This is a genomic window from Chitinophaga niabensis (assembly GCF_900129465.1).
GTDB lineage: Bacteria > Bacteroidota > Bacteroidia > Chitinophagales > Chitinophagaceae > Chitinophaga > Chitinophaga niabensis.
Genome location: NZ_FSRA01000001.1, coordinates 1,844,340 through 1,868,218, shown reverse-complemented (window position 1 = coordinate 1,868,218; position 23,879 = coordinate 1,844,340). Strand labels below are relative to the sequence as shown.

Here is a 23,879-nt window from a genome sequence, read left to right as displayed (position 1 = left end):
TTATGAAACCAATCCTGATCCTATTTCGCATCCTGGTAGGCGTACTGTTCATCTTTTCCGGACTTATTAAAGCGAACGACCCGCTGGGTCTCAGCTATAAGATGGATGAGTTCTTCGAAGTACTCAACCTGCACTTCCTTGTACCTTTTTCCCTGGCTTTTTCCCTGATGATGAACGCTTTTGAGATCATCGCAGGTATTGCGGTATTACTGGGATACCGCATGCGCATCTTCTCTTTCCTTTTATTATTACTGATCATATTCTTCACCTTCCTCACAGGTTTTGCTTTATTCAGCGGCCTGATCAGGGAATGCGGCTGTTTCGGGGACTGTATCAAACTAACGGCAGAGCAATCTTTCTGGAAGGACATCATCCTGCTGGTGATGATCGTGGTGATCTTTATTTACCGCAACCGGATACAACCGCTGCTGGCCAAAAAGCCGATGGCTGCCGTGATGATCCTGGCCGTATTATTCCCTGTCATCCTTCAATGGTATACCTTATCGCATTTACCCATCGTGGATTGCCTTCCTTATAAAACAGGTAATAACATTGTGGAGAAAATGAAACCGCCTCCGGGTTCCAGGCCGGATGTTTACAAAACAGTGCTGATCTACGAAAAAGATGGTAAACAGCAGGAGTTCTCCGAGGAGAATTACCCCTGGCAGGATTCCACCTGGAAGTATGTGGACCGTAAGGACAAGTTGATCGTAAAGGGCAATGCCATGCCTGAAATAAAGGATTTCATCCTTACGGACTATGATAATAATAACCAGAACAATGCCGTGTTGAAAGAAAACCTTCCCGTATACCTTTTCATGGTGCTGGATGTAAATAAAGCCGGCGAAGGATGGGATAAAAAGATCCAGGCCCTGCAGCAACAGTTCAAAGAAGGCAAGCTGGTGATCTTTGGTATCACCAGTTCCAACAAAGCGGCGGTAGAAGCATTCAAGGCAAAACACGGCCTGGATTTCCAGTTCCTGCAAATGGATGGCGTGGCTATCAAAACCGCTGTGAGGGCCAACCCGGGTCTGATACTGCTGGACAAGGCCACCATTAAGGGTAAATGGCATTACAACGATATTCCATAATTCATTATGCTGCGATATTTCCTGCGTAAGATCGGCTACGGTATCCTCGTTCTCCTGGGCGTGGTGATCGTGGTATTCCTGCTCTTCAATGTACTCCCGGCAGATCCTGCCAGGCTTACATTGGGGCAGCGGGCCGATGTTACTTCCCTGGAAAATGTGCGGAAAGAACTACACCTGGATAAACCCAAAGCAGTGCAGTTCTTTTATTACCTCAACGATCTTTCCCCCATTGGCATCCATTCCCGGGAGGAATTAAAGACATCGCTGAACGGGTTTGCTTTGTTTGGCGTAGGAGGGGAGAAGGCCCTTGTACTCAAAACCCCTTATCTCCGGAGAAGCTACCAGGGTAAAAAAGACGTTTGGGAGATCCTTACAGAAGCATTGCCGGGTACACTGGTACTGGCTTTGGCAGCTATGATCTTTGCCACTATAGCGGGGATTGCACTGGGCATCCTTTCTGCGGTAAAGCAAAACACCTGGATGGATACCAGCGCGGTGTTTGCCAGTGTGATCGGTATTTCCGCCCCTTCCTTTTTTACAGGGATCGTGCTGGCTTACCTGTTTGGTTTTGTACTGAGTGATTACACCGGTTTACATATGACCGGGAGTTTATTTGATATCGACCCCTTTGAAGGCAGGATCCTCAACCTGCGCCACCTTATATTACCTGCCATTACTTTAGGCATCAGGCCCCTGGCCATTATTGTACAATTAACACGCAGCGCCATGCTGGATGTGCTGGGGCAGGATTATATCCGCACTGCTTACGCAAAAGGATTGAGCCGCCCGGTGATCCTTTACAAACATGCTTTAAGGAATGCCCTGAACCCCGTGATCACTGCTATCACCGGATGGTTCGCGGAATTACTGGCAGGGGCTTTCTTCGTAGAGTACATCTTTGGCTGGAAGGGTATCGGGAAAGTAACCGTGGACGCCCTGGAAAAATTCGACTTCCCCGTAGTAATGGGAGCTGTATTGTTCACGGCAGGTATCTTTGTACTGATCAACCTGCTGGCCGATGTATTATATAGTATCGTAGATCCCCGGATAAGCCTAAGTAATTGATCTTCAACTAATTTATATTTATTTTCTATTATTTTGTAACAAAGGCGGTCCATGGTCGTCTTCTTATTGTAGCACGCTGACAGGAGCATCTCCTTCCGCCAAAAACTAAAAACTGAAAATGTCGTCCGAAGTATTCCTTGCTCAAATAATGCCTATCAAGCAGAAGCTGTTCCGCTTCGCGCTCAGGCTGCTGGGCAATGAGGAAGATGCTAAGGACATTATTCAGGATGCTTTTATGAAAGTGTGGCACAACAAAGAAAAGATGGGAGAGTTACAGAACCTGGAAGCGTGGTGTATGCGCATCACCCGCAATCTGGCACTGGACAAGCTGAAGAGTAAGAAGTACAGGATCACGGACAATATCGACCGGGCACAGGAAGTGCCGGCCAGTCATCAACAAACGCCGCATCAGCGATCTGAACAAAGTGACCTGATGCGCAGGGTGCACGGCCTGATCCACGCCTTACCGGAGAAATACAGGACCATCCTGCAACTGAGAGATATAGACGGGTTGAGTTACCAGGAGATTGCAGATGTACTGGACATTGAAATGAGCGAAGTAAAAGTAAACCTGCACCGGGCCAGGAAACAGGTGCGGGAACAACTACAAAATATACATGTATATGGAATACAGTAACATCAGGGCCCTGTTGGAAAAATACTGGGCTTGTGAAACTACAGAAGAAGATGAAGCAGCATTGCGCATCTTTTATGCCACCCACGAGGATGCCTTACCGGCAGACCTCCAGGAAGCAGCACCCCTGTTCCAATACTTTCATACATCAGCAGCGGAGTTGCCGGAAATAGAAATTAGTGGCCCCTGGGAAGAACGTGAAGCCAGGATCATCCGCCCATTCTGGCAAAGCTGGATGAAATACGCTGCCATTTTACTGGTGGCATTGGGTGTAGGGCATTCCGTATACAACTTCGAGCAAAAGAACAGACCTGAAGAAACCGAAATGGTTTTCCGGGATACGTTCGACGATCCAAAAGTGGCTTATGAAGAAACACAAAAAGCACTGGCGATCATTTCAAAGAACCTGAATAAAGGCAAAACGCAAATGGAGAAGCTCAGTTACTTCAACAATGCTACAGACCTGATCCGGGGAAATAACAACTAAGGCTATTCTAGAACTGCATATCAACAATTTACAGTAACACAAATCATTCATCATGAAACGAATATCCTTTCTCATATTCATCTCGCTTTGCAGCACACAGCTGGCATTGGCGCAGAGTACTGTTGAGAAGTTCTTCCTGAAATACCAGAACGACCCTTCCTTTACCGTGATCAATGTAACACCTAAGATGTTCTCCATGTTCTCTACCGTGTCTTCCAATGATCCCGACTTCAAAAAGGTGAGTACCGTGGTCAGCAAACTCAAGGGCCTGCGCATCCTCGTTAAAGAAGATACCAAAGATGGCGCTAAACTTTTCAAAGAAGCCGCCGCATTCCTTACATCTGAATTTGAAGAGCTGATGACCATCCGGAATAAAGAAGCGGATGTAAAATTCATGGTCAAAGAGAATGCAAAAGGTAATATCGCAGAACTCATCATGCTGGTGGGTAGCCCGGATGAATTTGTTGCGCTCTCTATCTTTGGAGACATCAACCTCAGCGAGCTGTCTGAAATTGCGGGAGATATTAAAATTGACGGCTTTGATAATCTCAGAAGCCTTCCCAAAAAGAAACCTTAAAGAAAAAGAAAACGCCGTCCTCCATCCACGGCGTCTTCCTTATCATCTGAACCCTTAAACTATACTATATGATACGTTCCATCCTTCTCTTCGTTTGTTTCCTGGCCTTTGCCTCCATTGATGCTAACGCACAACGTAAACAATTACGTAATTTTCAAAGGCAGCATTATGATGTTGCTGAAACGCACCGTATAGGACTCAGCTTCCTGCCATTGCGGATCGTGAGCTGGTTTATCCCCGGCCATGCTTTTGACGGTGAAGCCAGGGATGTTAAATGGGCACTGAAGAAAGTAAGGAGCGTGAAATTGTATACCATTGAAATGGATAACGGCGCAAGTGTTTCCAACGAATCCATCCTCAAATTGAAAGAAGACCTCTACGCCAAAAATAAGTTTGAACCCCTCATGGAAGTGAGAACAGCTGATGGCAGCCATGTACAATTCCTCAGCGACGGAAAGGATGGCGACAGGCTGGATAACCTGGTGCTGTTAGTACAGGAAGAAGGGGAAATGGTGATGGTGCATCTGCGTACCCGCTTAACGATAAGTGATCTGCAAAGAGTGATGGACAAGTTTAAGCATGAAATATAGTTATCAGCACTAGCGGATCATTACTTCCTTCACGGCTTCTTCTCCCAGCATATCATTCACTAACCGGAGGATCCGGTCTTTAGAGTAGTTCAGTTCCTGTTTTAATGGTGCAACGGTAGTAGTGATCACCAGTTTGCCATCAAAGAGTTGTACGCTTTCTGTATAACGGGCAATGGTTTTACCCACCACCTGTTCCCAGTTTTCCTGGATGCGAACTTCCAGCAGCCTTGGTTTAAACCTGCTGTTGTTAAGATACTCTCTTAGCGCATCGCCCATACTTACAACTTTGTATCGCATGCGCCAAAGGTATGATTAAATTGCTGCTTTTTCGCCAATAACCTTTGCTGCTTCCCATCCTAAGATCGCCGTTTTTCTTTCTTTGCCCCAATGATATCCACCCAATATTCCGGTAGATCTTATAACACGGTGGCAGGGAATCAGATACGCGATCGGGTTATCGCCCACAGCAGTACCTACTGCCCTGGATGCTTTAGGATGTTGAATACTTTCTGCTATTTTTCCGTAAGTGGAAACCTGGCCACAAGGGATCTTCAGCAGCGCTTCCCATACCTTTAACTGGAACGGCGTGGCTTTAACATGTAAACGCAGGTCCTTTACCGTTTCATTCCTTTCTGTAAAGAATTGCTTTACGGTTTTGAGGATAGGAGATTCCCCCACCGTGATCTGCGCTTTAGGCCATTGTGCCCGTAGTTCGGCAAGCGAGTTTTCGAAACTCTCCGTGAACTGGATATTGCAAACCCCTTTGTCTGTTGCCGCCAGGAATACCATGCCGAACTGGGTGATCGTAAAAGTGCATTTGATATGCAGGTTTTCACCGCCGTTCTTGTATTCGCCGGGTGTCATGGCTTCCATGTTCACGAACATATCGTGCAGGCGGCTGGTACCGGAAAGGCCGGTTTCAAAAGTGGCGTCTTCCAGGGTGTAATTCTTTTCCAGCAAAGTTTTGGCATGCTGCAAACTGATGTATTGCAGGAATTTCTTAGGGCTTACACCAGCCCATTCTTTAAATAAGCGCTGAAAATGGAAAGGACTTAAATGTACTGCAGCCGCAATGTCGTCCAGGGAAGGTTGTTCCGTGTAATGATCATTGATGTACTTAATGGCTTCCGCAATTGTTTCGTAGTGATGCATTGTTTTTTTATTCAAAGTAACACCCGTTTTGATGCGTGAACAACCCGGTTCTTGCGCTTTATAAAGCTTTGGTTATGATGTAGAAATTCTTGTCTGCTGCAAATTTCTTTGGATCAGTTAATTGTATGGCTGTTGTTTGCCATTCTGTGGTGGGATAGATGAAGGAATACTTCCCATCTGCCAGGGTTACTTTCAGCGGCAGGTCGAATCCCTGTACATCAGCCACCCAACGGTATTTTAGTTCATTATTATTGATCGAATATTCCAGCACAGGCACTTTTGTGTGACGGAGATACTGGTCAAAGACCTTGCTCAGATCGCGGCCACCGTTTTTGCTGATATAGTTTTCTACTTCTGCCGTGGTTACTGTTTTATGATAGAAGGTCTTGTTCAATCCACGCAATATTTTCCGGAAGGTTTCATCGTTATTGATCACCTGGCGGATGGTGTGCAGCATGTTGGAACCTTTATAATACATATCTCCGCCGGAGCCTTCCGTATTTACGCCATAAGGGCCGATAATGGGAATATCATTGGCGATCTTACTGCGGATGCCCTGTACGTATGCATTGGCTGCATCTTTTCCATATTGGCATTCAGTGAAAATGGTTTCCGAGTAATTCGTGAAGCTTTCATGCACCCACATGTCTGCAATATCCTTTGTGGTGATGTTATTGCCGAACCATTCGTGACCGCTTTCATGGATGATGATGAAATCCCATTTCAGGCCCCAGCCAGTACCGGAAAGGTCTGAACCACGGTAGCCCATCTTGTATTGGTTGCCGTAGGCTACGGCGCTTTGGTGTTCCATACCCAGGTGAGGGGTTTCAATCAGTTTGTAGCTGTCTTTATAGAAAGGATAAGGCCCGAACCAGTGTTCAAAACATTTCATCATTGGCTTCACTACCTGGAAATGAGATGTTGCTTTGGCAAGATTGTAATCCAGCACCCAGTAATCGAGATTGAGCTTACCATCCTCACCATTGTATGTATCACTGAAATGTTTATAGTTGCCGATGTTCAGGGCAACGTCGTAGTTATTGATGGGATTGCCCACGAACCAGGTGAAGGTAGAGGTGCCGTTCTTGTTATCTGTTTTGCTGCGGAGGCGGCCGTTGGAAACATTGGTGAGCCCTTTTGGCACCGTTACCGTAATGCGCATGCTATCCGGTTCTTCCGTCTGGTGATCTTTGTTCGGCCACCAGATGCTGGCTCCTAAACCCTGGCAGGCAGTAGCTATCCAGGGGCGGCCAAGGGAATCTTTTCCCCAAACCACGCCACCATCCCAGGGAGCGCGGATGGCTTCTTTGGGTTTACCGTGATAGTCTACCACCAGGCTGAGGACCTTACCTTTAGGCTGTGTGGCTTTGAGATCTACAAACCAGGCATTCCCGTCTTTTGTGAAAGAGAGGGACTCGCCGTTCTGCGATACCTTATCTATGATCAGCGGTTCCTGCAGATCTATCTGTAACCGTTGTGCCGGTTCCAGCACCCTGTAGGAAATAGTGTTCTGCCCCCGGATGCTTTTCTCCCGGGGATCCAGCTTTACATCCAGGTTATAATAAGTAACATCCCACCAGCTTCTTTCCGGCGAAAGGGTACCACGCAGGGTATCCGCATGGCTGAACTTATGCTGTTGGGCATGTATATCGGGCTGCAGGAAACAAATGCTTATCAGAACAAGGAGAACAGATCTCATTACAGTTTAGATTTGGATGGAAAGATATTTTAAATGGGTGAATTGGAGATCGATTTTATGATTATTGGTCGTTTATCTATGCAGAATTACTATTTTACTTCCGGCATTTATCCGCAGATATGAAATATTATTGCTTACTTTTTACCCTCTTCCTGTTTTCCTGTGGCCAACGCAGCAAGGAGCATAAAATGGTTTTCCGGTACAACCAGCCGGAAGGCATTCCTACGCTGGACCCTGCATTTGCCAAGAATCAGGCTATTATGTGGGCGGTGCGCCAGATCTATAATACTTTAGTTGAACCGGATAGTATGCTGAATATCAGGCCATCCCTCGCTACACGCTGGGAGGTTTCAGAAGACCGGCGTACCTATCGTTTCTATCTTCGTAACGACGTTTACTTTCATGATAACGAGATCTTCCCGGGTGGCAAAGGGCGGAAAATGACGGCTGCGGATGTGGCTTACAGCCTCCGAAGGATCATGGACCCCGGCACTGCATCTCCCGGCGCCTGGATCTTCAACGGCACCGTAGATCCAGCCACTGGTTTCCAGGCAATTGACGACACTACCTTTCAGCTTACTTTATTACAACCGTTCCATCCCATCATGGGCATCCTCAGCATGCAGTATTGTTCCGTTATACCGCATGAGGCAGTGGAAAAATATGGCAAGGATTTTCGCAAACATCCATGCGGTACAGGGCCTTTTAAGTTTCATTACTGGGATGAAGGGCAGGCATTGATCCTGCATAAATATGAAAACTATTTTGAAAAGGACGAGCATGGAACGCAGCTGCCATACCTGGATGCCGTGAAAGTATTGTTTGTAGACAGCAAGGCAACAGAATTCCTGTTATTCCGCCAGGGCGAGCTGGATTTTATCAATGATATTGAAACATCTTTCAAAGATGAAGTGCTCACCAAACAAGGGAATTTGAAAAAAGAATGGGAAGGAAAGATTGCCCTGATCAAAGCCCCATATCTGAACACAGAATACTTTGGTATTGTGATGGACCCCGATAAACAAGATCCTTCGTTGCGGGACATACGGGTCCGCCAGGCGATCAATTATGGTTTTGACAGGGTGAAAATGATGACCTATCTCCGCAACAGCATTGGCATTCCCGCTACATCCGGTTTGGTACCGGCAGGTTTACCTTCGTTCGATACCACTCACGTAAAGGGATATACGTACGATCTTGCCAAATGCAGGCAATTACTGAAGGAAGCAGGTTATCCTGAAGGAAAAGGGCTGGCAACGATCAAACTGGTAACCCAGCCTGTTTATGCAGACCTTGCCAATTATGTGGCCAATCAATTACAGGAAGTGGGTGTGAAGATACAGGTGGAAGTGATCCAGAAAAGTACTTTAATAGACCAGGTGGCAAAATCAGCCGTACCGTTCTTCCGTGCCAGCTGGATTGCCGATTATCCTGATGCAGAGAGTTACCTGGCAATGTTCTACAGTAAAAATCCTGCACCACCTAACTATACCCGTTATAATAATCCGGCTTTTGATCAGCTGTATGAGAAAGCCATGCTGGAAACAAATGATTCCCTTCGTTATAAATTATACCAGGAAATGGACCAGATAGTGATCAAAGATGCCTGTGTGGTGCCTTTGTTCTATGATATTTCTGTGCGTTTCCGGCAAATGAATGTTACCGGGTTAAGCAGCAATGGCCTCAATCTGCTGGAATTGAGGAGGGTGAAATGTTTATAAAAAGATCCCGGCCTGTTTGATGGGACCGGGATCTAACGTACAGATATAATATTTGTGTGTGTTAAAAGCCGTAACGTAAACCAATCTGTACCTGGAAAGGTTCGCCGGAAGGATTTACCACACCGGCAGTGTTCACGCGATAATTGTAACGCGGCACTGTGGGATCAAATGCAGGAACAGCAGGAGTTGTACCACTTGCAGGAATACCTGCACCATACAATGCCTGGGTACCCAGCGATTTGTTTACACCCCATGTTTTCCTGAACATATTGGCTACGTTGAAGATATCGCAGGATATTTCTATGCCGTGTGTGGTTTTGCCGCTGAATTTGGTTTTCCAGGTGATCCTGGCGTCGTAAATACCGTAGAAACCATTGATACCACCGTTCCTTTCAGCAAGCTGACCGGAATATTTCCTGATATAATCTTTGATACTTTCGCTTGCAGCAGGGTTGTTGAGGATGGCGTTGAGCCCGTCGCGTACGTTCTGGGGAACAGCAGTATTGTTCCTGTCGAAAATATAGGCGAGATCGTTAGTGCCGGCCACAAAATCAGCATTGCTGTTTACACCGGAAAGCAGGCTGTAACGTGTACCACCAATGCCGGAGTAACGTATACCTACTGTGAAACCATAGAAAGTAGGCAGTGTACCAAATACCACCACTTTATGACGGAACTGGTTATCAGAATAAGTTACATTGTCCAGGTTGCGCGGATCATCTTTCACCGGCAGTGACAGTGTAGCCGAGTTGGCCACGTTACCATTGAAAGAAGTATTATCCTTTGTATCGTTCCAGGTATAACTTACAGATACTTCACCATCTTTATAATACTGCCAGGTAGCATCCACCACCACGGCAAACTGGTTTACTTTACCTGCACTATTCAGTTCCAGTACACGGCCCAGCTTGTTGCTGATACGTCCCTGTACCCAGTCGCCCGCACCATTTGCAGGCATTGTATTGAGGGGAACATATACGCCGCGGTTACCTTCCTGTGGCAGTGTGAAAAATGGTGTGGTGGCCATATTCCTGTCAACATAAAAGTAGTTGTTGCGGCCTAATGTTGCATAGCCGGTAATACCAGCCTTCAGTTTAGCTGTAAAATAGTGGCTGTAGGAAAGATTTGCTTTATAAATTACGGGCACTTTTGCATCTGGACCATTGGTATTGATAGTCGGCAGCTGGAAAGCGTCTAATGTTGGAATGGTTGAGGGATTGGCACGATAGCCGGCAAAATCAGGAACAGGAATGTTCGGGGCCCTTACATCCACAGTAGCGGAGTGTTTACCATCGAACACCAGGTTATTGATAGTAATGTAGTTATTAATATCTGATGCAAATACACCTGCACCAAAGCGGATGTAATCCGTATGTTCTTCTTTCACATCCCAGGTGAGCTGAAGGCGGGGCTGGATTACAGAAGATTTCAGCTTATTGTCTGTACGTAATTTCAGTTCATCATATACCAGCTGATTGAGTGGAGACTTAGGATAATGTGCATAATCATAACGCAAACCAGCCGTCATATCCAGGCCTTTAGCGAGTGTTGTTTGCATTTGTGCGTAAACCCCGGCATTGAAGATCTTGCCCACAACGCTTGGGTCAGCCAGCAGGGGAACTTCGCGGTAGTAACGGTAAGGCTGGTTATTATCAAAAGCAGTGAGGCCGTTGTAATGGAAACGCCCGTTCACTTCACTGCCATAACGGGAGTGTGCCCGGGTGTACATGGCATCCACACCAAAAGTGAATTTGATAGTATTGGTGTTATAGTACAGGTTATCTACCAGTTGCACAACATGGTTATCAAAATTTTCCTGGGCAAAACGGTGCCCGCCGATCTGGATGGTGGTAGACCTTGTATTACCCTCTATCGAAGAAGTAACATTTTCTACAATGGCGCGGGGAATATTTGCTTTAGGTAATTCATCGCCGGGCTCGCTGGATTGATACGTATACAGGTGTTGTACCTTCAGCTCGTTGGTAAAACGCGGGTTGATGGATGTACGCAGGGTGGCGAGCAGACTGTTGTCGCGGTTGAAATCGTTGCCGGTAGATTCATACAGGTTGATAGCCGAATTATCTACCAGGCCCAGCTTGTTACGATCGTTTGTATAGTTATCGCGAATGGTGAGGAGGTTTTTGCTGTTGATCTGCCAGTCGAGACGAAGGAAAACAGCATCAGAGCCACGTTTCTTATCAAAAGAACCATATTGTGCATGATTGGAAACGCCGTATTCTGTACGGGCGATGTTCACAAAATTATCCAATGTGGCTTTGGTGATATTCAAACGCGCTTCATCAGCAGGTGATTGAATATCTGCGATCACGAGTGAACGGGTGTCCAGCTGATGGTCCCAGGCAACAAAAAAGTGCAATTTGTCTTTAATAATGGGGCCACCGAGTGAAAAACCGTACTGATAAGTAGAGTAATCGTTATTACGCCTGTTACCGCGGATATCATAACGGCTGGCCAGTTCATTTGCTCTTACATAAGTGAAAGCGCTACCATGGAGGGTATTAGTACCAGATTTGGTTACAGCACTTACCGTACCGCCGCCACTGCGGCCATAAGTAACATCGTACTGGTTGGTTACTACTTTAAACTCACGTACCGCTTCAATAGAAATAGAATACGGAGCGCCGCTACGGCTGGTAGTAGAACCTGCGGATGTGGGGTTCTTGGAGTTCATACCATCGATGGTATAATTGGTAGAAGAGCCGAGCTGGCCGGAGATGTTACCGCCACGGCTGAGTGGAGAAAGGTCCATCAGCGTAGAGAAATTCCTGCCGTTTACAGGCAGCTGGTTCATGGTTTTGGCGGAAATAGCAGTAGCAGCACCAATATTCTCGATCTTATTCTTTAATCCCGAGCCTACCACCTGCACTACCTGCAGGGTGGTTTCCTGCTGTTGCATAGTAATATCTATGCGTACAGCATCGCCCTGGTTGAGGAAATAACCACTTCGTTTTTGTTCACCGAATCCGGAAAAAGTGATATTAACAGTGTACGGACCGCCTAGAGGTAATTCTTTAAATGTGAAATCTCCCTGGGCATTGGTAACTGTTCTTGTAACGAAGCCGGTGGATTCATTACGGACGGATACAGAGGCACCAGCCTGGGGTTTCTTTTCTTCGTTAAATACTTTCCCAGAAATAGACGCCTGAGTGGTTTGAGCGAACAGGTGTGATTGGGAAAGGCAGCAAAGTAGAAGCAGTACGAGAAACTTAAGGGCATTCTTTTCCATATTAGGTAGCTTAGATTAGATTTGGATGAGGCGAAGGTGAGGGGACTATGTTAATATGGTATTTCCTTAATATGAAATCTTTGTTATGAATTGTAACATTTCGAAAGTGATCGAAACGGGAGGGGAGACTTGAGTAAATTATCACATATGGGATATTAAAATATTCATTAACATGAAGTTAAAATATGTTGTTTTGCCCTGTTTTTAAGTTACCTTTGCGGTTCTATTTTTTCAACTTTTAACTGAGTGGTTTATGGTAGCGATACTGATATTCTTTTTTGCCCATTGGTTCTTATCATTGTTCTTTCATACATTTTTCCTTCACAGATACGCATCTCACCAGATGTACGATACCAGCAAAGGTTGGGAAAGGGTTTTTTACTTTATGACCTGGTTTTTCCAGGGTTCATCATATTTGGTTCCAAGAGCTTATGGCGTTATGCACCGCATGCACCACGAGTATAGCGATACAGAACAAGATCCTCACTCGCCACATTTCTTCAAAGATGTTTGGCAGATGATGATGCATACACGTCAGATCTATGCGGGTTTTCAAACCAATACCAGGATCCCTGATGCTAAATTCACGAAAGATCCGTTACCAACATGGGATGCGATGGATCGTTTTGGTGATCATCGTGCAACACGTATTGTTTGGATGGCGATCTACGTTGCTTTTTACGTAGTTTTTGCTACACAATGGTGGATGTACCTGTTGCTGCCGATCCATTTTCTGATGGGGCCTGTACAGGGTGCTGTGGTTAACTGGTGCGGTCACAAATACGGTTACAGCAATTTCAATAACGGCGATCATTCCAGGAACTCTGAGCCCTGGGGCATCTTTTTGCTGGGTGAATTATTCCAGAATAATCACCATATGCATAAAGACAGTGCAAATTTCGCACAGAAATGGTATGAATTTGATCCCACTTATCCAGTGATGAAAGTAATGCATTGGATGAGGATCATCAGACTTCGTCCACGGGTTGCGGTGATCAATGAGGCAAAAAAAGCAGCTTAATTTTCCCGGATATTTTTGAAGCAGCAGGACCTTTGGTTCTGCTGCTTTTTTGTTTCCGGGAGGTTTTGGGAGCTGGATAATTTTCCCTTTTGGGCCGATACGGAGATGTTTTTGGACTGATTCCTGTAGTACGGGTTTGAGCTTTTTTGACACAAATACCTGCCGGAAATTGGGATCTATTGCCGAACTTTGGTGAACCCGCATGAATCCCTGAATGACCCTGAAAGCCTTATCTGTAGGCAGTTCCTTGCCATTTCGGCCTCTTTTACACAAATAGTCTATAACGAACCATATTTACATTATGTTAAATAGACTTTCCTTTTATTAGGGGAATCTATCCCCTCATCCAAAGAAAGCCTATTTATTCTAAATGATCTTATTGAGCAACGCTGCGGATTGAACATCCAGATAAGTTGCTATCCTATACAGCATTGAAATACTCGGTTGATTTTTATTCTGACACCACCTACTTACTGTTCCGGCATCTACTTCCAAGTGCTGTGCTAGTTGTTTTGCTGTGCGTTTTTTTTCCATTAGAACTACTTTAATTCTGTTGTAATACATTGTTGCCATAATGTCTAAATTTTATAATGGCGAATATATCAACAGTTTATGACTTCATTTAAGGCAGCAATTGCCAATTTAATGCGTTTAAATGGTGATTACCTGGCATTGATTTATACAAAACCGGCATCGAGTGCCTGTTCTTATAAATCCCTTCCTGGACTTTCTCCAGGAAGGGATTTATAATTAAAACGTTATATCATCTGCCACATTACCACCCTGTTCAGCTGCGAATCTCTCCGCATATTCTTTCTGCTTCTCATCCTGGTAATTCATATAATGCATGATATCCTGGCTGTTGAACTGCTGGTTTTGCTTTTCCATGTGTTTTACGGCAACGCCCTGGAATTCCCCTAATGTGATACCATAATTGTCGAGGATCCACTGTGCGCCATCCAGTCCATATTCATAAGCTGCCTGGCGTGCTCCGCAGAGTTCATGATAAAAATAAAGGTCTTCTTCCAGGCGTTGGAGGTTTGCGGCGCCTTCTGCGTTTCCGCCTGAGCCGGAACCGGCAGCAGTTAATTTCCCCAGCACCGGATGCTGATCAGCCTGGCCGAAATACTGGCTAAAAACATTGATCACCTGGAAACTCGTGTCTTCCTGCATCCGTTTGGGCCACAGTACGTTTATTTCCTCCCAAACGGGTAATTCAATGCCCAGCGCTTTACAGACCTGTTCCGTTGAAACACCTGATCCCATTTTGCTGGCTGCTGCAGCGTAATCATATAAGGATACGCCGTGAATGGGTTGCAGTAAAGGATCGCTTTCATCTGCTTTCTGGATACCGAATGCATGAATGCCCCGTACTTTGCTGCCCCAAACCAGTGAAAACTGCTCGTAGCGGTCCCATCCATTCCAGTCCGTGAATACATCACGCCCAAAATTGGTACGCAGGTTCATGATATCATTTTCCAGCAGATCCTCATCACTGTCTGCAACAAAGGCCTGTACGCGTTTTTCTACTTCTGCTTCAAACTGCGCTTCTGTATAATGAAGGCCATGAAAGGTTTCCGGGTCAAAGCCTGCTGTTGCAGGAACTGCCTGCTGCGCTTCCTGTTGGGGAGGTTCGGATGGCTGAGGTTTCTTTTCGTCCTCATTCCCGAGGAGGTCATTTAACAACTTTTTAAACATGGTGGTCTGCGTTTTTATATAAGTGAAACGGGTTACAAATTATCTCTCCTGTATTCTTCCATGAGGCGTTCGTAGAACTTTTCATTTTGTGTTTTCAGATCAGGCACTATTTTGTGTACTTCATCAAATACGCCACGAAGGTATTTCTGGTAATAAGCTACCTCAGCTTCTTTCTTTGCACGTTTCTGCGGATCATCATACCGCGGATGAAGAACATGCTGCCGGTATTCATCGTATAAATGTTTGCAGCGCTGCTCTGCCAGCGGTTTCGACAAGCCTTCCAGGCTCTTTGCCATGGTGGATGGTTCAAAGGTGTTTTGCGTTTGGCACTGATCACATTTGATATAGGTGGTGATAAAATAGATCTTATCCAACACCAGCTTCCCGCCACATTGAATACAGGAAAATCTATCTTTTATGGCTGCATGTTCCGCCAGTATTTCCTGGTACTTTAATTCAAGGTCTTCCGCTTCTGCTTCATCGACCGCCTCGTCTTCTTTTTGCCTGATCCGCTCCTCCCATTCATGATAGGCAGCAGCCAGCTGATAGTGACCTTGCTGTTGGATCTGGGCTTCATAAGTATCACGCGCTTTTGAATAGATGGACCTTAACTGGCCCTGCATACCACTTCTGAAGCGGTAATAGGTCTGATGGTATACATCTGCTTTATCCTGCCAGAGTGTTTTTCCTTCTGTGCGGATACCTTCTATGAGTTCGTTTGCTTTTTCTTCCAGTTTACCAAGGAAAGTATTCCAGCGGGTTTCCAGTTCATTTATCATGAGAATTATCTTCCTTTTTGATGTTGATACCATCATCCAGTTTTACACGGATAAATTCAAAACCACAATAGGCACAATGGGTAATGCCGTCCTGTTTGGCCCTGCCGGCACCACAGTTAGGGCAATCAGCAACATCCACTTTAGCATTTTCCTGTTTGGCTTCTCCCCCATAGGAAACCTGCTGCTGCGCTTTCAGTTTCATTTTTTCAATAAAACTAAGGGGCTTTTTATCCTGGTCAGACATGTAATGGGTGACTATAATTTTTCAATGAGTTCCGCCTTTTTGGCCTTGTATTCGGCTTCGTCTATCAATCCCTGTTCAAACAGCACTTTGAGTTTCTGGAGTTTTGCCGTGATATCTTCCTGTGGCTGTTGTTGCTGTTGCTGAAGGGTATTTAACATAATGCCGGCCATCATGCCCTGTTGCATGCCTTCATTGGCAACAGTTCCCGCCTGGCCTATTGCATTGGCCTGGTTGAACTGCTGGTATTTATTCATGTCCGGGATCATGTTCATGCTGGTAACCTTGTCGTAGTACTCGGTTACTTCAGGTGGCAGGGTTGCGCTGGTAATAATGAACTGGGTTAATTCTATGCCGATATTTTCGAAATAAGGTTGGAGTAATGGTTCTATTTTCCTGCTGAGATCACTGATATTTCCTGCTACATCCAATACTGAAATATTGGCCTGTGCAAGTACTTCTCCGAACTTAGGGGCTATAAGATCACGCATTTGTACTTCCAGCTCAAAGATGGTGAGCCTTGGATAAGTACCTGCATATTGCCTGAAGAATGTAGCCACGTCTGCAATCCGAACGGAGAAGGTGCCAAATGCACGAAGTCTTACCTGTCCAAACTGGGGATCGCGCAAAAGTATCGGAGCAGGTGTTCCCCATTTCAGGTGAAGGAACTGCCGGGTGGTGAAGAAATAAACATCTGCTTTAAATGGTGATTCAAAGCCGTATTTCCATCCTTTCAAACGACTAATAATGGGAATATTGGCAGTACTCAGTTTATGCATTCCGGGGGTGAATACATCGGCCAGTTGTCCTTCATTCAACAGCATGGCTGCCTGGTTTTCACGTACGGTTAACTGAGCGCCATTTTTAATCTCTTTATCACCATCTGCAAATTTATGCATGAGCAGGTTCGGGTCATGTTCCACCCATTCAATGATCTCAATAAAAGGTAACGTCATGGCATATCGGGTTAATTGGTTAAACGGGTCAAATGCATGGTGATGCTAAAGTAAGATATTTATTATCAATGGAATAACAATTATATGTTATCCTCATCGCCCCTCGCCTGCCTGACGAGTTGTAACATATATCTGAACGGTATTTTGAGAATATTGGCGATAGTCATCATTTCGTTGAGGGTAAACAAATGCAGGTTATCAAGTTTATGTTTAAAGATCACCCAATCAAAGCCGCAATCCTCGCTGATGGTCTTTGCAGGAATTATCTCGAAAATATCCGGGAAGCGGATCTTGTCAGATAGTATCAATGCCTTTATCCTGGCATATAGTGCTTCTGTTTTCATTAGATATGATTAAAGTGATCGGGTCGGTTTTTCAGAACAGCCATATGCACAAAACTTAAGCCAAAAATTTATCTTTGTTACATGGCCTATCCCAATAAAGTTATAGCAAATCCCCGAAATGGCATGCAACTCCGGTTCATCCAAACAGCCAAAGGAACAAATGGTGCGCTGCTTGAAATGGAGGCTACTTACCAGCCGCTCTCTACCGAACCTCCCCTGCATTTCCATCCCGGCCAGGCAGAGGATTTTGAGGTCCTGGAAGGTGAAATGATGCTGCGTATGAATGGAGGAACACGCGTTCTTAAAGTGGGAGATCGTTTGCATATTCCGGCTAAAACACCACATGCCATGTGGAATAATGGTCCGGCTATTGCAGTAACCAACTGGCAGGTACGCCCTGCCTTGAATATGGAGCATTTTTTTGAAACTACGATGGGGTTGGCGGCGGATGGTAAAACAAATGCCAATGGTGTTCCGAATATCCTGCAGGCAGCGCTTACGGTCAATAAATTTGCGCCTGTTTTCAGGATGATGAAGCCGCCTTACATTGTTCAAAAGCTCCTTTTCGGGATCCTGACGCCGTTCGCTTATCTGTTGGGATACAGGGCCACTTATGAGAAATATTTAAATTGATTGATGTTATGAACCTCGAGAAATTCCAACAATACTGCCTGTCTTTACCCGGTACATCGGAGGGGCTCCCTTTTGGTGAAAATACGCTGGTGTTCTATGTGATGGGGAAAATGTTTGCATTAACGGACATTGAAGAATTTGAGAGCGCCAATCTCAAATGCGATCCTGATCAGGCGATTGAATTAAGGGAAAGATATGAAGGTGTTTTACCTGGTTATCATATGAACAAGAAACACTGGAATACGGTGTTATTTGACGGTTCTATTCCTGATAAATTGCTCCTGCAATGGACAAAGGATTCCTACGATCTCGTGGTAGCCAAACTGCCGAAGAAAGTAAGAGAGGAATTAACGGGCAGGTCTTAGCTGATCAGGATAATAGTTTTGCCTTTGCTTTTTAGCTGGCGGCTTTCTGCAATAGCTGCCGGTGCCTGTTCCAGGGATATTTTGCGTTCTATGGGAATATTCACTTCTCCGGCATCTATCACTTGACGTAATGCATCCAGGGCTGCCGGTGATGATTTCGTTTCAAAATTTCCGCCATGCAGATGTTGTGCTTTTAGGCTTTCTTTATCAGCCACGAATTGTGTGGTGAATGCATAACCCTCGGGTTTCACGAGCGTGGTCATCTTATGAAAATCTACTTTATTGCTTACCAGGTCTATCAGTGCATCCACGCCATCGGGGTATAGTTTGCGGACTTCTTCATCGAGAGAAGTTTCTTTGTAGTTTATGGTAGCAGCAGCACCCAGGGCTGTTAACCTTTCTGCCTGTGCTGGTGAAGAAGCCGTTGCTATTACACGGATGCCTTTGGCATTGGCCAATTGTGTAGTGAAGGTCCCCACCCCTCCTGTTGCGCCTATTAATAATACACTTTGGCCGCTTTGTAATCCTGCTTTTTCCAGCAGCTGTAATGCCGTCATTCCTGCTGTGGGGGCTGCGGCAGCATCTTCCAGTGGAATAGTTTCAGGAGCCAGGCTTATGGCAGCAGTTTCGGGAACCACCACATATTCTGCATAAGAACCTTCGCCAACAGGGGCATGCAGCACCTGGCCGTAGACCTTATCACCAATTTTAAAACGTGTAATACCAGCGCCCACTTCTGTAACAACACCTGCACCATCTGCGCCGATGATCAAAGGAAAAACATGTGGCATATGATCCTGCATAATACCATCGATCGTTTTCCAATCGAAGGGATTGAGGCCGGCGGCGGTTAGTTTTATTTTGATGGTACCCTCTTTCACAGCGGGTTCCGGGAGGTCCATCACTTGCGGAAGTGTCTTGAATTCGTTAACGGCTACAGCTTTCATCAGTTGTTTTATGAGATAACAAAATAAGGCATTTTGAGTTGAATAAAAAGAAGAATGGCTGGATGATAACCAGTATCATCCAGCCATTCTTTCTGTTAAGTTTCCCTTTAACGATTTTTACTAGGCTTACGGCCACCACCATGGGAGGCTTTACCACCTTTACTTGCAATCATTTTTTGTTTCTCTTTGTCCATCGCTGCAAATCCTCTTCTGCTGGGTGTTTTCACCGGTGGACGTTCTTCGGCAATTTCGCCGTCATTGCGTTTGCGGCGATCTTCCGCATCAAATTCATTTTCATCATAACCTTCAAGGTTACGATTCTTATCGTCATTAAATTCCTTTCCCTGCCGGGCAGTACGATTGTCTCTCAGTGTCTCGGCATCGGAAGTTTTTGCATGTGTGACCATAATTGAAATGTTTGATATGGTTAAGAGTTAATTGACTGTTTTACAGGTAAATATGGCTAATTACCATGCCAAGGCTGTTATACTTTTGGCGGGGCGAAAAAAAACAGCTTTGCAAGCAGTTGGTATATAGGGAGTTAGGACTTAACGTTAACGTTCTGTGATCGTATTTTTCGGCTAACAGCAGTGTGGAAAGCTGTAGAATTTAATTCCCTAATGAGGGGCTGCGGGAAACAAAAAGGGCAAGGAGAAATTCCCCTTGCCCTTTCTTATAAAAGAACCTGTTTTTTAGTTCAGGCCTTCGAGTTTTTTCTTCACTGCTTCTACTTTATCATTCATGCTCTTGATCGCGTAGATCTTTTGCAGTGCATAGAGGCAGCTTTCGTAAGTACGTTTATCGCTTGGCTCCAGTTTGCCTTGTGCGGTGAAACCAGCATCTGCTTTTTCAAAGAAAGGCAGGGATTGGTTCATCAGTGCTTCCACTTTACCTTGCAGTTCTTTTGCTTTAGGAGAGCTTTGTTGTTTGCTTTCCATGGCGTTCAGTTCTTTGTTGAACGCAACCGCGCGGTTGAAGTATAATGCACCTAACTGGAAGTTAGCGGTAGCATCTTCTGCTTTCAGCTCCAGTGCTTTTTTGTAGGCACCTTCTGCTTTGGTCATCAGGTCGTCGTAGTTAGCTGGTTTGGGCAGGTCGGAACCTTTCTCATCGCGGGGATTCGCCAGGTTGTCCAGGCGGATAGCGTAATCCAGCTGCAGCGGGAAGTCGGAAGGATTTTCCTGTACTTTCTTTTCCATCATGTTGATGAGATCGCTGGTTTTGCCAGTTTTAGAATAGTACAGCATTTCCATATCGGCAAAACGTTTGTCTGCAGGGAAATATCTTTTCGCGGAGTCGATGGTAGCGATCCAGTTGGCGTTGTCACCACGTTCTTCGTATTGTTGCGCTAATACAACATACAAAGCGGGTTCACCTTTGAATTTCAGTGCAGCGGCGGCTTTCAGGCCTTCGAATGCCTCATCCTTTTTACCAGCCTGTTGTGCTGCGTAACCAGAATAGAACACCATGGCTGTATCGCGGGGAATGGAACCACCGAGATTTTTACCGTTATAAAAATCTGCTACTTCGAATGCTTTTTTGAAATAAATGTAGGAGGAATCCCATTTCTGCTCATTCAGGTTACCGTAACCGGCGTTCCCGATAGTGGCATACACGTTAAACATGCGGTTGTTCAGCTCCAGGAGGGCCTCAGGCAGTTTCGGATTGATCTCAAGCGCTTTCTTGAAGGCATCATAAGCTACTATTGCATCTGCTGCACTTTTGTTTTTGGTAGCCAGTGCTTCGTGGATCTTACCTTTCACATACCAGGCTTTCGCGTCGTCCTTGGTCTTTTCGTTTTGAAGTGCTGCATCGATATCTGCTTTAGCCTGATCGATCTTGTCGCTTTTCAAATACTCATCCGCACTGTTCACTTTTGCCTTCTGCGCCATAACGGTGATGGCTGCGCTGCAAAAGAGAAGAGATACAAATAGTTTTTTCATGTGGCTCAAATTTTTGAAATTAGCGTTAATTGTTTATGGGTTTTAGTTATGCTTCGGGTTCAGGTTCTACCGCTTCGGTAGTATCGTTGGCTTCAGTTGCGTTTCCTTCTCCTTCTACTGCTCCTTCACTTCCCTCAATTGCTTCTTCAATAGCGGCTACCACTTCTTCCTCTTCATCCAAACGTGCTACTGCTGCTATTTCATCTGAATCGTCCATCCGGATGAGGCGTACCCCTTGTGTGGCGCGGCCTGCTTCACGGATATCTCCTACTGCCATCCTGATCGTGATACCTGATTTACAGGTGATCATCAGGTCGTTTTGCTCCGTAACATCCAGGATTGCGATCAATGGGCCGGTTTTGTCGGTAACGCTGATGGTTTTCACCCCTTTACCCCCACGGTTAGTGATGCGATATTCCTCAATGTCTGTTCTTTTACCATATCCTTTTTCGGAAACAACAAGAACGGTACGGGTTTTATCTTCCTTGTCTACACAAATCATACCAACCACCTCATCTTTCTCATTATCCACCTCAATTCCTCTTACACCGATGGCACCGCGACCGGTGTCCCGTACGGTTTCTTCAGGGAACCTGATGGCGCGGCCGCTTCTGATGGCCATCATAATTTCGCTTCTGCCATTGGTGAGCTTGGCTTCCAGCAATTGGTCGCCCTCGTTGATGGTGATAGCGTTCACACCATTCTGGCGCGGACGGCTGAATTCTTCCAGCAATGTTTTCTTAATGATACCATTGCGGGTGCACAATACAATATAATGGTTATTGATGAATTCGGTATCGTTGAGGTCTTTGATATCAATGATCGCGCGGATCTTATCGTCAGACGGAAGGGTGATCAGGTTCTGGATGGCACGGCCTTTACCGGATTTTTCACCTTCAGGGATCTCGTAGACCTTCATCCAGTACAGGCGTCCTTTTTCTGTGAAGAACAGCATGGTATGGTGTGTGGATGCTACGAAGAGGTGTTCGATAAAATCTTCATCACGTGTTTTACCACCAATTGCCCCACGGCCTCCGCGTTTCTGCTGACGGAAATCGTAAGCGGAAGTACGTTTGATATAACCGAGGTGTGAAATGGTGATCACCACGTCTTCTTCTGCGATGATATCTTCGATCCGCATTTCAGCTGCGAGGTACTGGATCTCTGTTTTACGTTCGTCTCCGAATTTCTTCTTCACTTCTTCCAGTTCGTCCTTAATGATCTGCATCCTCAATCCTTCGTCTGCGAGTACTTCTTTCAGGTGAGCGATCGTTTTCATGATCTCGTCATATTCTTCACGGATCTTATCGCGCTCCATGCCTGTTAAACGTTGTAAACGTAATTCCAGGATGGCTTTGGCCTGGATCTCAGACAACTCGAAGTTGGTCATCAATCCTTCGCGTGCAATTTCCGGTGTGGTAGAGTTCCTGATGAGGGCGATCACTTCATCGAGGTGATCGAGTGCAATCAGGTAACCTTGTAAGATATGTGCTTTCTTCTCTGCTTCGCGCAGGAGGTATTGCGTACGGCGGGTCACTACTTCGTGGCGGAATTCCAGGAACTCTGACAGTAATTCTTTCAGGTTCAGGATCTTGGGCCGTCCTTTTACCAGTACCACGTTATTGATACCGTAAGAGGTTTGCAGTTCGGAGTATTTGTAGAGTTGATTGATGATCACGTTTGGAATGGCTTCGCGCTTGAGGTCTATCACCAGGCGCATCCCTTCCCTGTCGCTTTCATCCCTTACGTCAGAAATTCCTTCAATTACTTTATCATTCACCAGCTGTGCGATCTTCTGATGCAGTACAGCCTTGTTCACCTGGTAAGGCAGTTCGTATATGACCAGTTTTTCTTTACCTTGTTTGGAGGTTTCAGACATGATCTTACCACGTACCACTACCCTTCCGCGGCCTGTTTCAAAACCTGCTTTCACCCCTTCAAATCCATAGATGGTACCACCTGTGGGGAAATCGGGTGCTTTTACATGTTTAATGAGTTCGTCTATGGTGATGTCCCGGTCTTCGATCATGGCAGTGAGGCCATCCACGAGTTCGGACAGGTTGTGCGGCATGATGTTGGTGGCCATCCCTACAGCGATACCGGAAGCTCCGTTTGCCAGCAGGTTGGGGATCCGGGTAGGTAATACTACCGGTTCCTCGAGGGTATCATCGAAGTTGAGTGTGAAGTCTACCGTGTCTTTATCCAGGTCTTCCAGCATGGCTTCGGCAATCTTTTGCAGCCTGACCTCCGTATAACGCATCGCTGCCGGAAAGTCGCCATCAATGGAACCAAAGTTACCCTGTCCGTCTATCAGCATATAGCGTAAAGACCAGGGTTGCGCCATCCGTACCATGGTATCATATACGGAAGCATCACCGTGGGGATGGTACTTACCCATTACGTCCCCAACAACACGGGCAGATTTTTTGTAGGGTTTGTTATGCGTATTTCCCAATTCATTCATCCCGAACAACACTCTGCGGTGAACGGGTTTAAAACCGTCTCGCACATCCGGCAGTGCACGACCTACGATCACCGACATGGAGTAGTCGATATACGCGGTTTTCATCTGCTCTTCAATGTTGACCTGAACAATTCTACCGTCCTCCTTTTGATTGTCTTGATTGTCCGTGTTCTCTATCATTATGTTATTGGTTTACAGGTTTTTCAGCCCTTTTAAATGAAGAGC

General features: G+C 45.7%; 24 protein-coding genes. 10 read left to right on the top strand and 14 right to left on the bottom strand.

What is annotated here, in order from left to right:
* Positions 1 to 2 precede the first annotated feature (2 nt).
* The 6 genes from BUR42_RS07190 (at position 3) to BUR42_RS07165 (ending at position 4,444) form a co-directional block, all read left to right on the top strand.
* Positions 3 to 1,091, top strand: a complete 1,089-nt coding sequence (locus tag BUR42_RS07190) for a BT_3928 family protein (RefSeq protein ID WP_074238577.1) — start codon at positions 3 to 5, stop codon at positions 1,089 to 1,091.
* 6 nt (positions 1,092 to 1,097) lie between these two features.
* Entirely contained in the window at positions 1,098 to 2,156 is a 1,059-nt protein-coding gene (locus BUR42_RS07185) for an ABC transporter permease (protein ID WP_074238576.1), read from the top strand.
* Between the two features lie 118 nt (positions 2,157 to 2,274).
* Complete coding sequence (locus BUR42_RS07180) at positions 2,275 to 2,793, top strand: RNA polymerase sigma factor (protein WP_074238575.1); 519 nt, start codon at positions 2,275 to 2,277, stop codon at positions 2,791 to 2,793.
* Positions 2,780 to 3,277, top strand: coding sequence for a hypothetical protein (locus BUR42_RS07175; RefSeq protein ID WP_074238574.1), 498 nt, complete (start codon positions 2,780 to 2,782; stop codon positions 3,275 to 3,277). The genes BUR42_RS07180 and BUR42_RS07175 overlap by 14 nt, the downstream gene beginning before the upstream one ends.
* A gap of 52 nt (positions 3,278 to 3,329) precedes the next feature.
* Positions 3,330 to 3,854: a DUF4252 domain-containing protein gene (locus tag BUR42_RS07170; protein ID WP_074238573.1), complete on the top strand. Its 525-nt coding sequence runs from the start codon at positions 3,330 to 3,332 to the stop codon at positions 3,852 to 3,854.
* A gap of 68 nt (positions 3,855 to 3,922) precedes the next feature.
* Positions 3,923 to 4,444: a DUF4252 domain-containing protein gene (locus BUR42_RS07165; RefSeq protein ID WP_074238572.1), complete on the top strand. Its 522-nt coding sequence runs from the start codon at positions 3,923 to 3,925 to the stop codon at positions 4,442 to 4,444.
* A 9-nt stretch (positions 4,445 to 4,453) separates the two neighbouring features.
* Here BUR42_RS07165 and BUR42_RS07160 read toward each other — a convergent pair whose 3' ends face one another.
* The 3 genes from BUR42_RS07160 to BUR42_RS07150 are packed head-to-tail and all read right to left on the bottom strand — an operon-like array spanning position 4,454 to position 7,295.
* A complete protein-coding gene (locus BUR42_RS07160; RefSeq protein WP_074238571.1) occupies positions 4,454 to 4,741 on the bottom strand; it encodes a DciA family protein in 288 nt (95 codons plus the stop codon).
* A 15-nt stretch (positions 4,742 to 4,756) separates the two neighbouring features.
* Positions 4,757 to 5,611 (bottom strand): bifunctional transcriptional activator/DNA repair enzyme AdaA, encoded by an 855-nt coding sequence (locus BUR42_RS07155; RefSeq protein WP_234979622.1) that lies wholly within the window; start codon positions 5,609 to 5,611, stop codon positions 4,757 to 4,759.
* Positions 5,612 to 5,654: 43 nt separating this feature from the next.
* Entirely contained in the window at positions 5,655 to 7,295 is a 1,641-nt protein-coding gene (locus BUR42_RS07150) for a M1 family metallopeptidase (RefSeq protein WP_074238569.1), read from the bottom strand.
* A gap of 119 nt (positions 7,296 to 7,414) precedes the next feature.
* Here BUR42_RS07150 and BUR42_RS07145 point away from each other — a divergent pair, with 119 nt between their 5' ends.
* Positions 7,415 to 9,016, top strand: coding sequence for an ABC transporter substrate-binding protein (locus tag BUR42_RS07145; RefSeq protein WP_074238568.1), 1,602 nt, complete (start codon positions 7,415 to 7,417; stop codon positions 9,014 to 9,016).
* A gap of 61 nt (positions 9,017 to 9,077) precedes the next feature.
* Here BUR42_RS07145 and BUR42_RS07140 read toward each other — a convergent pair whose 3' ends face one another.
* Positions 9,078 to 12,263, bottom strand: coding sequence for a TonB-dependent receptor (locus BUR42_RS07140; protein ID WP_074238567.1), 3,186 nt, complete (start codon positions 12,261 to 12,263; stop codon positions 9,078 to 9,080).
* Between the two features lie 253 nt (positions 12,264 to 12,516).
* Between BUR42_RS07140 and BUR42_RS07135 the strand changes: the two genes are divergently transcribed.
* Positions 12,517 to 13,284, top strand: coding sequence for an acyl-CoA desaturase (locus tag BUR42_RS07135; protein WP_074238566.1), 768 nt, complete (start codon positions 12,517 to 12,519; stop codon positions 13,282 to 13,284).
* A gap of 366 nt (positions 13,285 to 13,650) precedes the next feature.
* On the opposite strand, the gene BUR42_RS07130 is transcribed toward BUR42_RS07135, so the two are convergent.
* From BUR42_RS07130 to BUR42_RS07105, 6 genes are all read right to left on the bottom strand, one after another.
* A complete protein-coding gene (locus tag BUR42_RS07130; RefSeq protein ID WP_074238565.1) occupies positions 13,651 to 13,857 on the bottom strand; it encodes a helix-turn-helix transcriptional regulator in 207 nt (68 codons plus the stop codon).
* 177 nt (positions 13,858 to 14,034) lie between these two features.
* Positions 14,035 to 14,982: a DUF6620 family protein gene (locus BUR42_RS29950; RefSeq protein WP_074238564.1), complete on the bottom strand. Its 948-nt coding sequence runs from the start codon at positions 14,980 to 14,982 to the stop codon at positions 14,035 to 14,037.
* 32 nt (positions 14,983 to 15,014) lie between these two features.
* Complete coding sequence (locus BUR42_RS07120) at positions 15,015 to 15,761, bottom strand: hypothetical protein (protein ID WP_074238563.1); 747 nt, start codon at positions 15,759 to 15,761, stop codon at positions 15,015 to 15,017.
* Positions 15,751 to 16,005, bottom strand: a complete 255-nt coding sequence (locus BUR42_RS07115; RefSeq protein ID WP_074238562.1) for a hypothetical protein — start codon at positions 16,003 to 16,005, stop codon at positions 15,751 to 15,753. Before BUR42_RS07115 ends, BUR42_RS07120 begins: the two co-directional genes overlap by 11 nt.
* 11 nt (positions 16,006 to 16,016) lie before the next feature.
* Complete coding sequence (locus tag BUR42_RS07110) at positions 16,017 to 16,958, bottom strand: SPFH domain-containing protein (RefSeq protein ID WP_074238561.1); 942 nt, start codon at positions 16,956 to 16,958, stop codon at positions 16,017 to 16,019.
* 80 nt (positions 16,959 to 17,038) lie between these two features.
* On the bottom strand, positions 17,039 to 17,302 hold the full coding sequence (locus BUR42_RS07105; RefSeq protein WP_074238560.1) for a hypothetical protein: 264 nt from the start codon (positions 17,300 to 17,302) through the stop codon (positions 17,039 to 17,041).
* A 123-nt stretch (positions 17,303 to 17,425) separates the two neighbouring features.
* On the opposite strand from BUR42_RS07105, the gene BUR42_RS07100 reads away from it, so the two are divergent.
* Entirely contained in the window at positions 17,426 to 17,935 is a 510-nt protein-coding gene (locus BUR42_RS07100) for a cupin domain-containing protein (RefSeq protein ID WP_200798228.1), read from the top strand.
* An 8-nt stretch (positions 17,936 to 17,943) separates the two neighbouring features.
* On the top strand, positions 17,944 to 18,300 hold the full coding sequence (locus BUR42_RS07095) for an MmcQ/YjbR family DNA-binding protein (protein WP_074238558.1): 357 nt from the start codon (positions 17,944 to 17,946) through the stop codon (positions 18,298 to 18,300).
* Here BUR42_RS07095 and BUR42_RS07090 read toward each other — a convergent pair.
* The 4 genes from BUR42_RS07090 to gyrA form a co-directional block, all read right to left on the bottom strand.
* The gene (locus BUR42_RS07090; RefSeq protein ID WP_074238557.1) at positions 18,297 to 19,247 is read right to left on the bottom strand and encodes an NADP-dependent oxidoreductase; all 951 of its coding nucleotides are present in this window, start codon (positions 19,245 to 19,247) and stop codon (positions 18,297 to 18,299) included. The two genes, BUR42_RS07095 and BUR42_RS07090, sit on opposite strands and share 4 nt — an antisense overlap.
* A gap of 107 nt (positions 19,248 to 19,354) precedes the next feature.
* Positions 19,355 to 19,654, bottom strand: coding sequence for a KGG domain-containing protein (locus BUR42_RS29865; protein WP_074238556.1), 300 nt, complete (start codon positions 19,652 to 19,654; stop codon positions 19,355 to 19,357).
* A 285-nt stretch (positions 19,655 to 19,939) separates the two neighbouring features.
* Positions 19,940 to 21,190 (bottom strand): tetratricopeptide repeat protein, encoded by a 1,251-nt coding sequence (locus BUR42_RS07080; protein WP_143197365.1) that lies wholly within the window; start codon positions 21,188 to 21,190, stop codon positions 19,940 to 19,942.
* A gap of 46 nt (positions 21,191 to 21,236) precedes the next feature.
* Positions 21,237 to 23,834, bottom strand: coding sequence for a DNA gyrase subunit A (gene gyrA, locus BUR42_RS07075; RefSeq protein ID WP_074238554.1), 2,598 nt, complete (start codon positions 23,832 to 23,834; stop codon positions 21,237 to 21,239).
* Positions 23,835 to 23,879 lie beyond the last annotated feature (45 nt).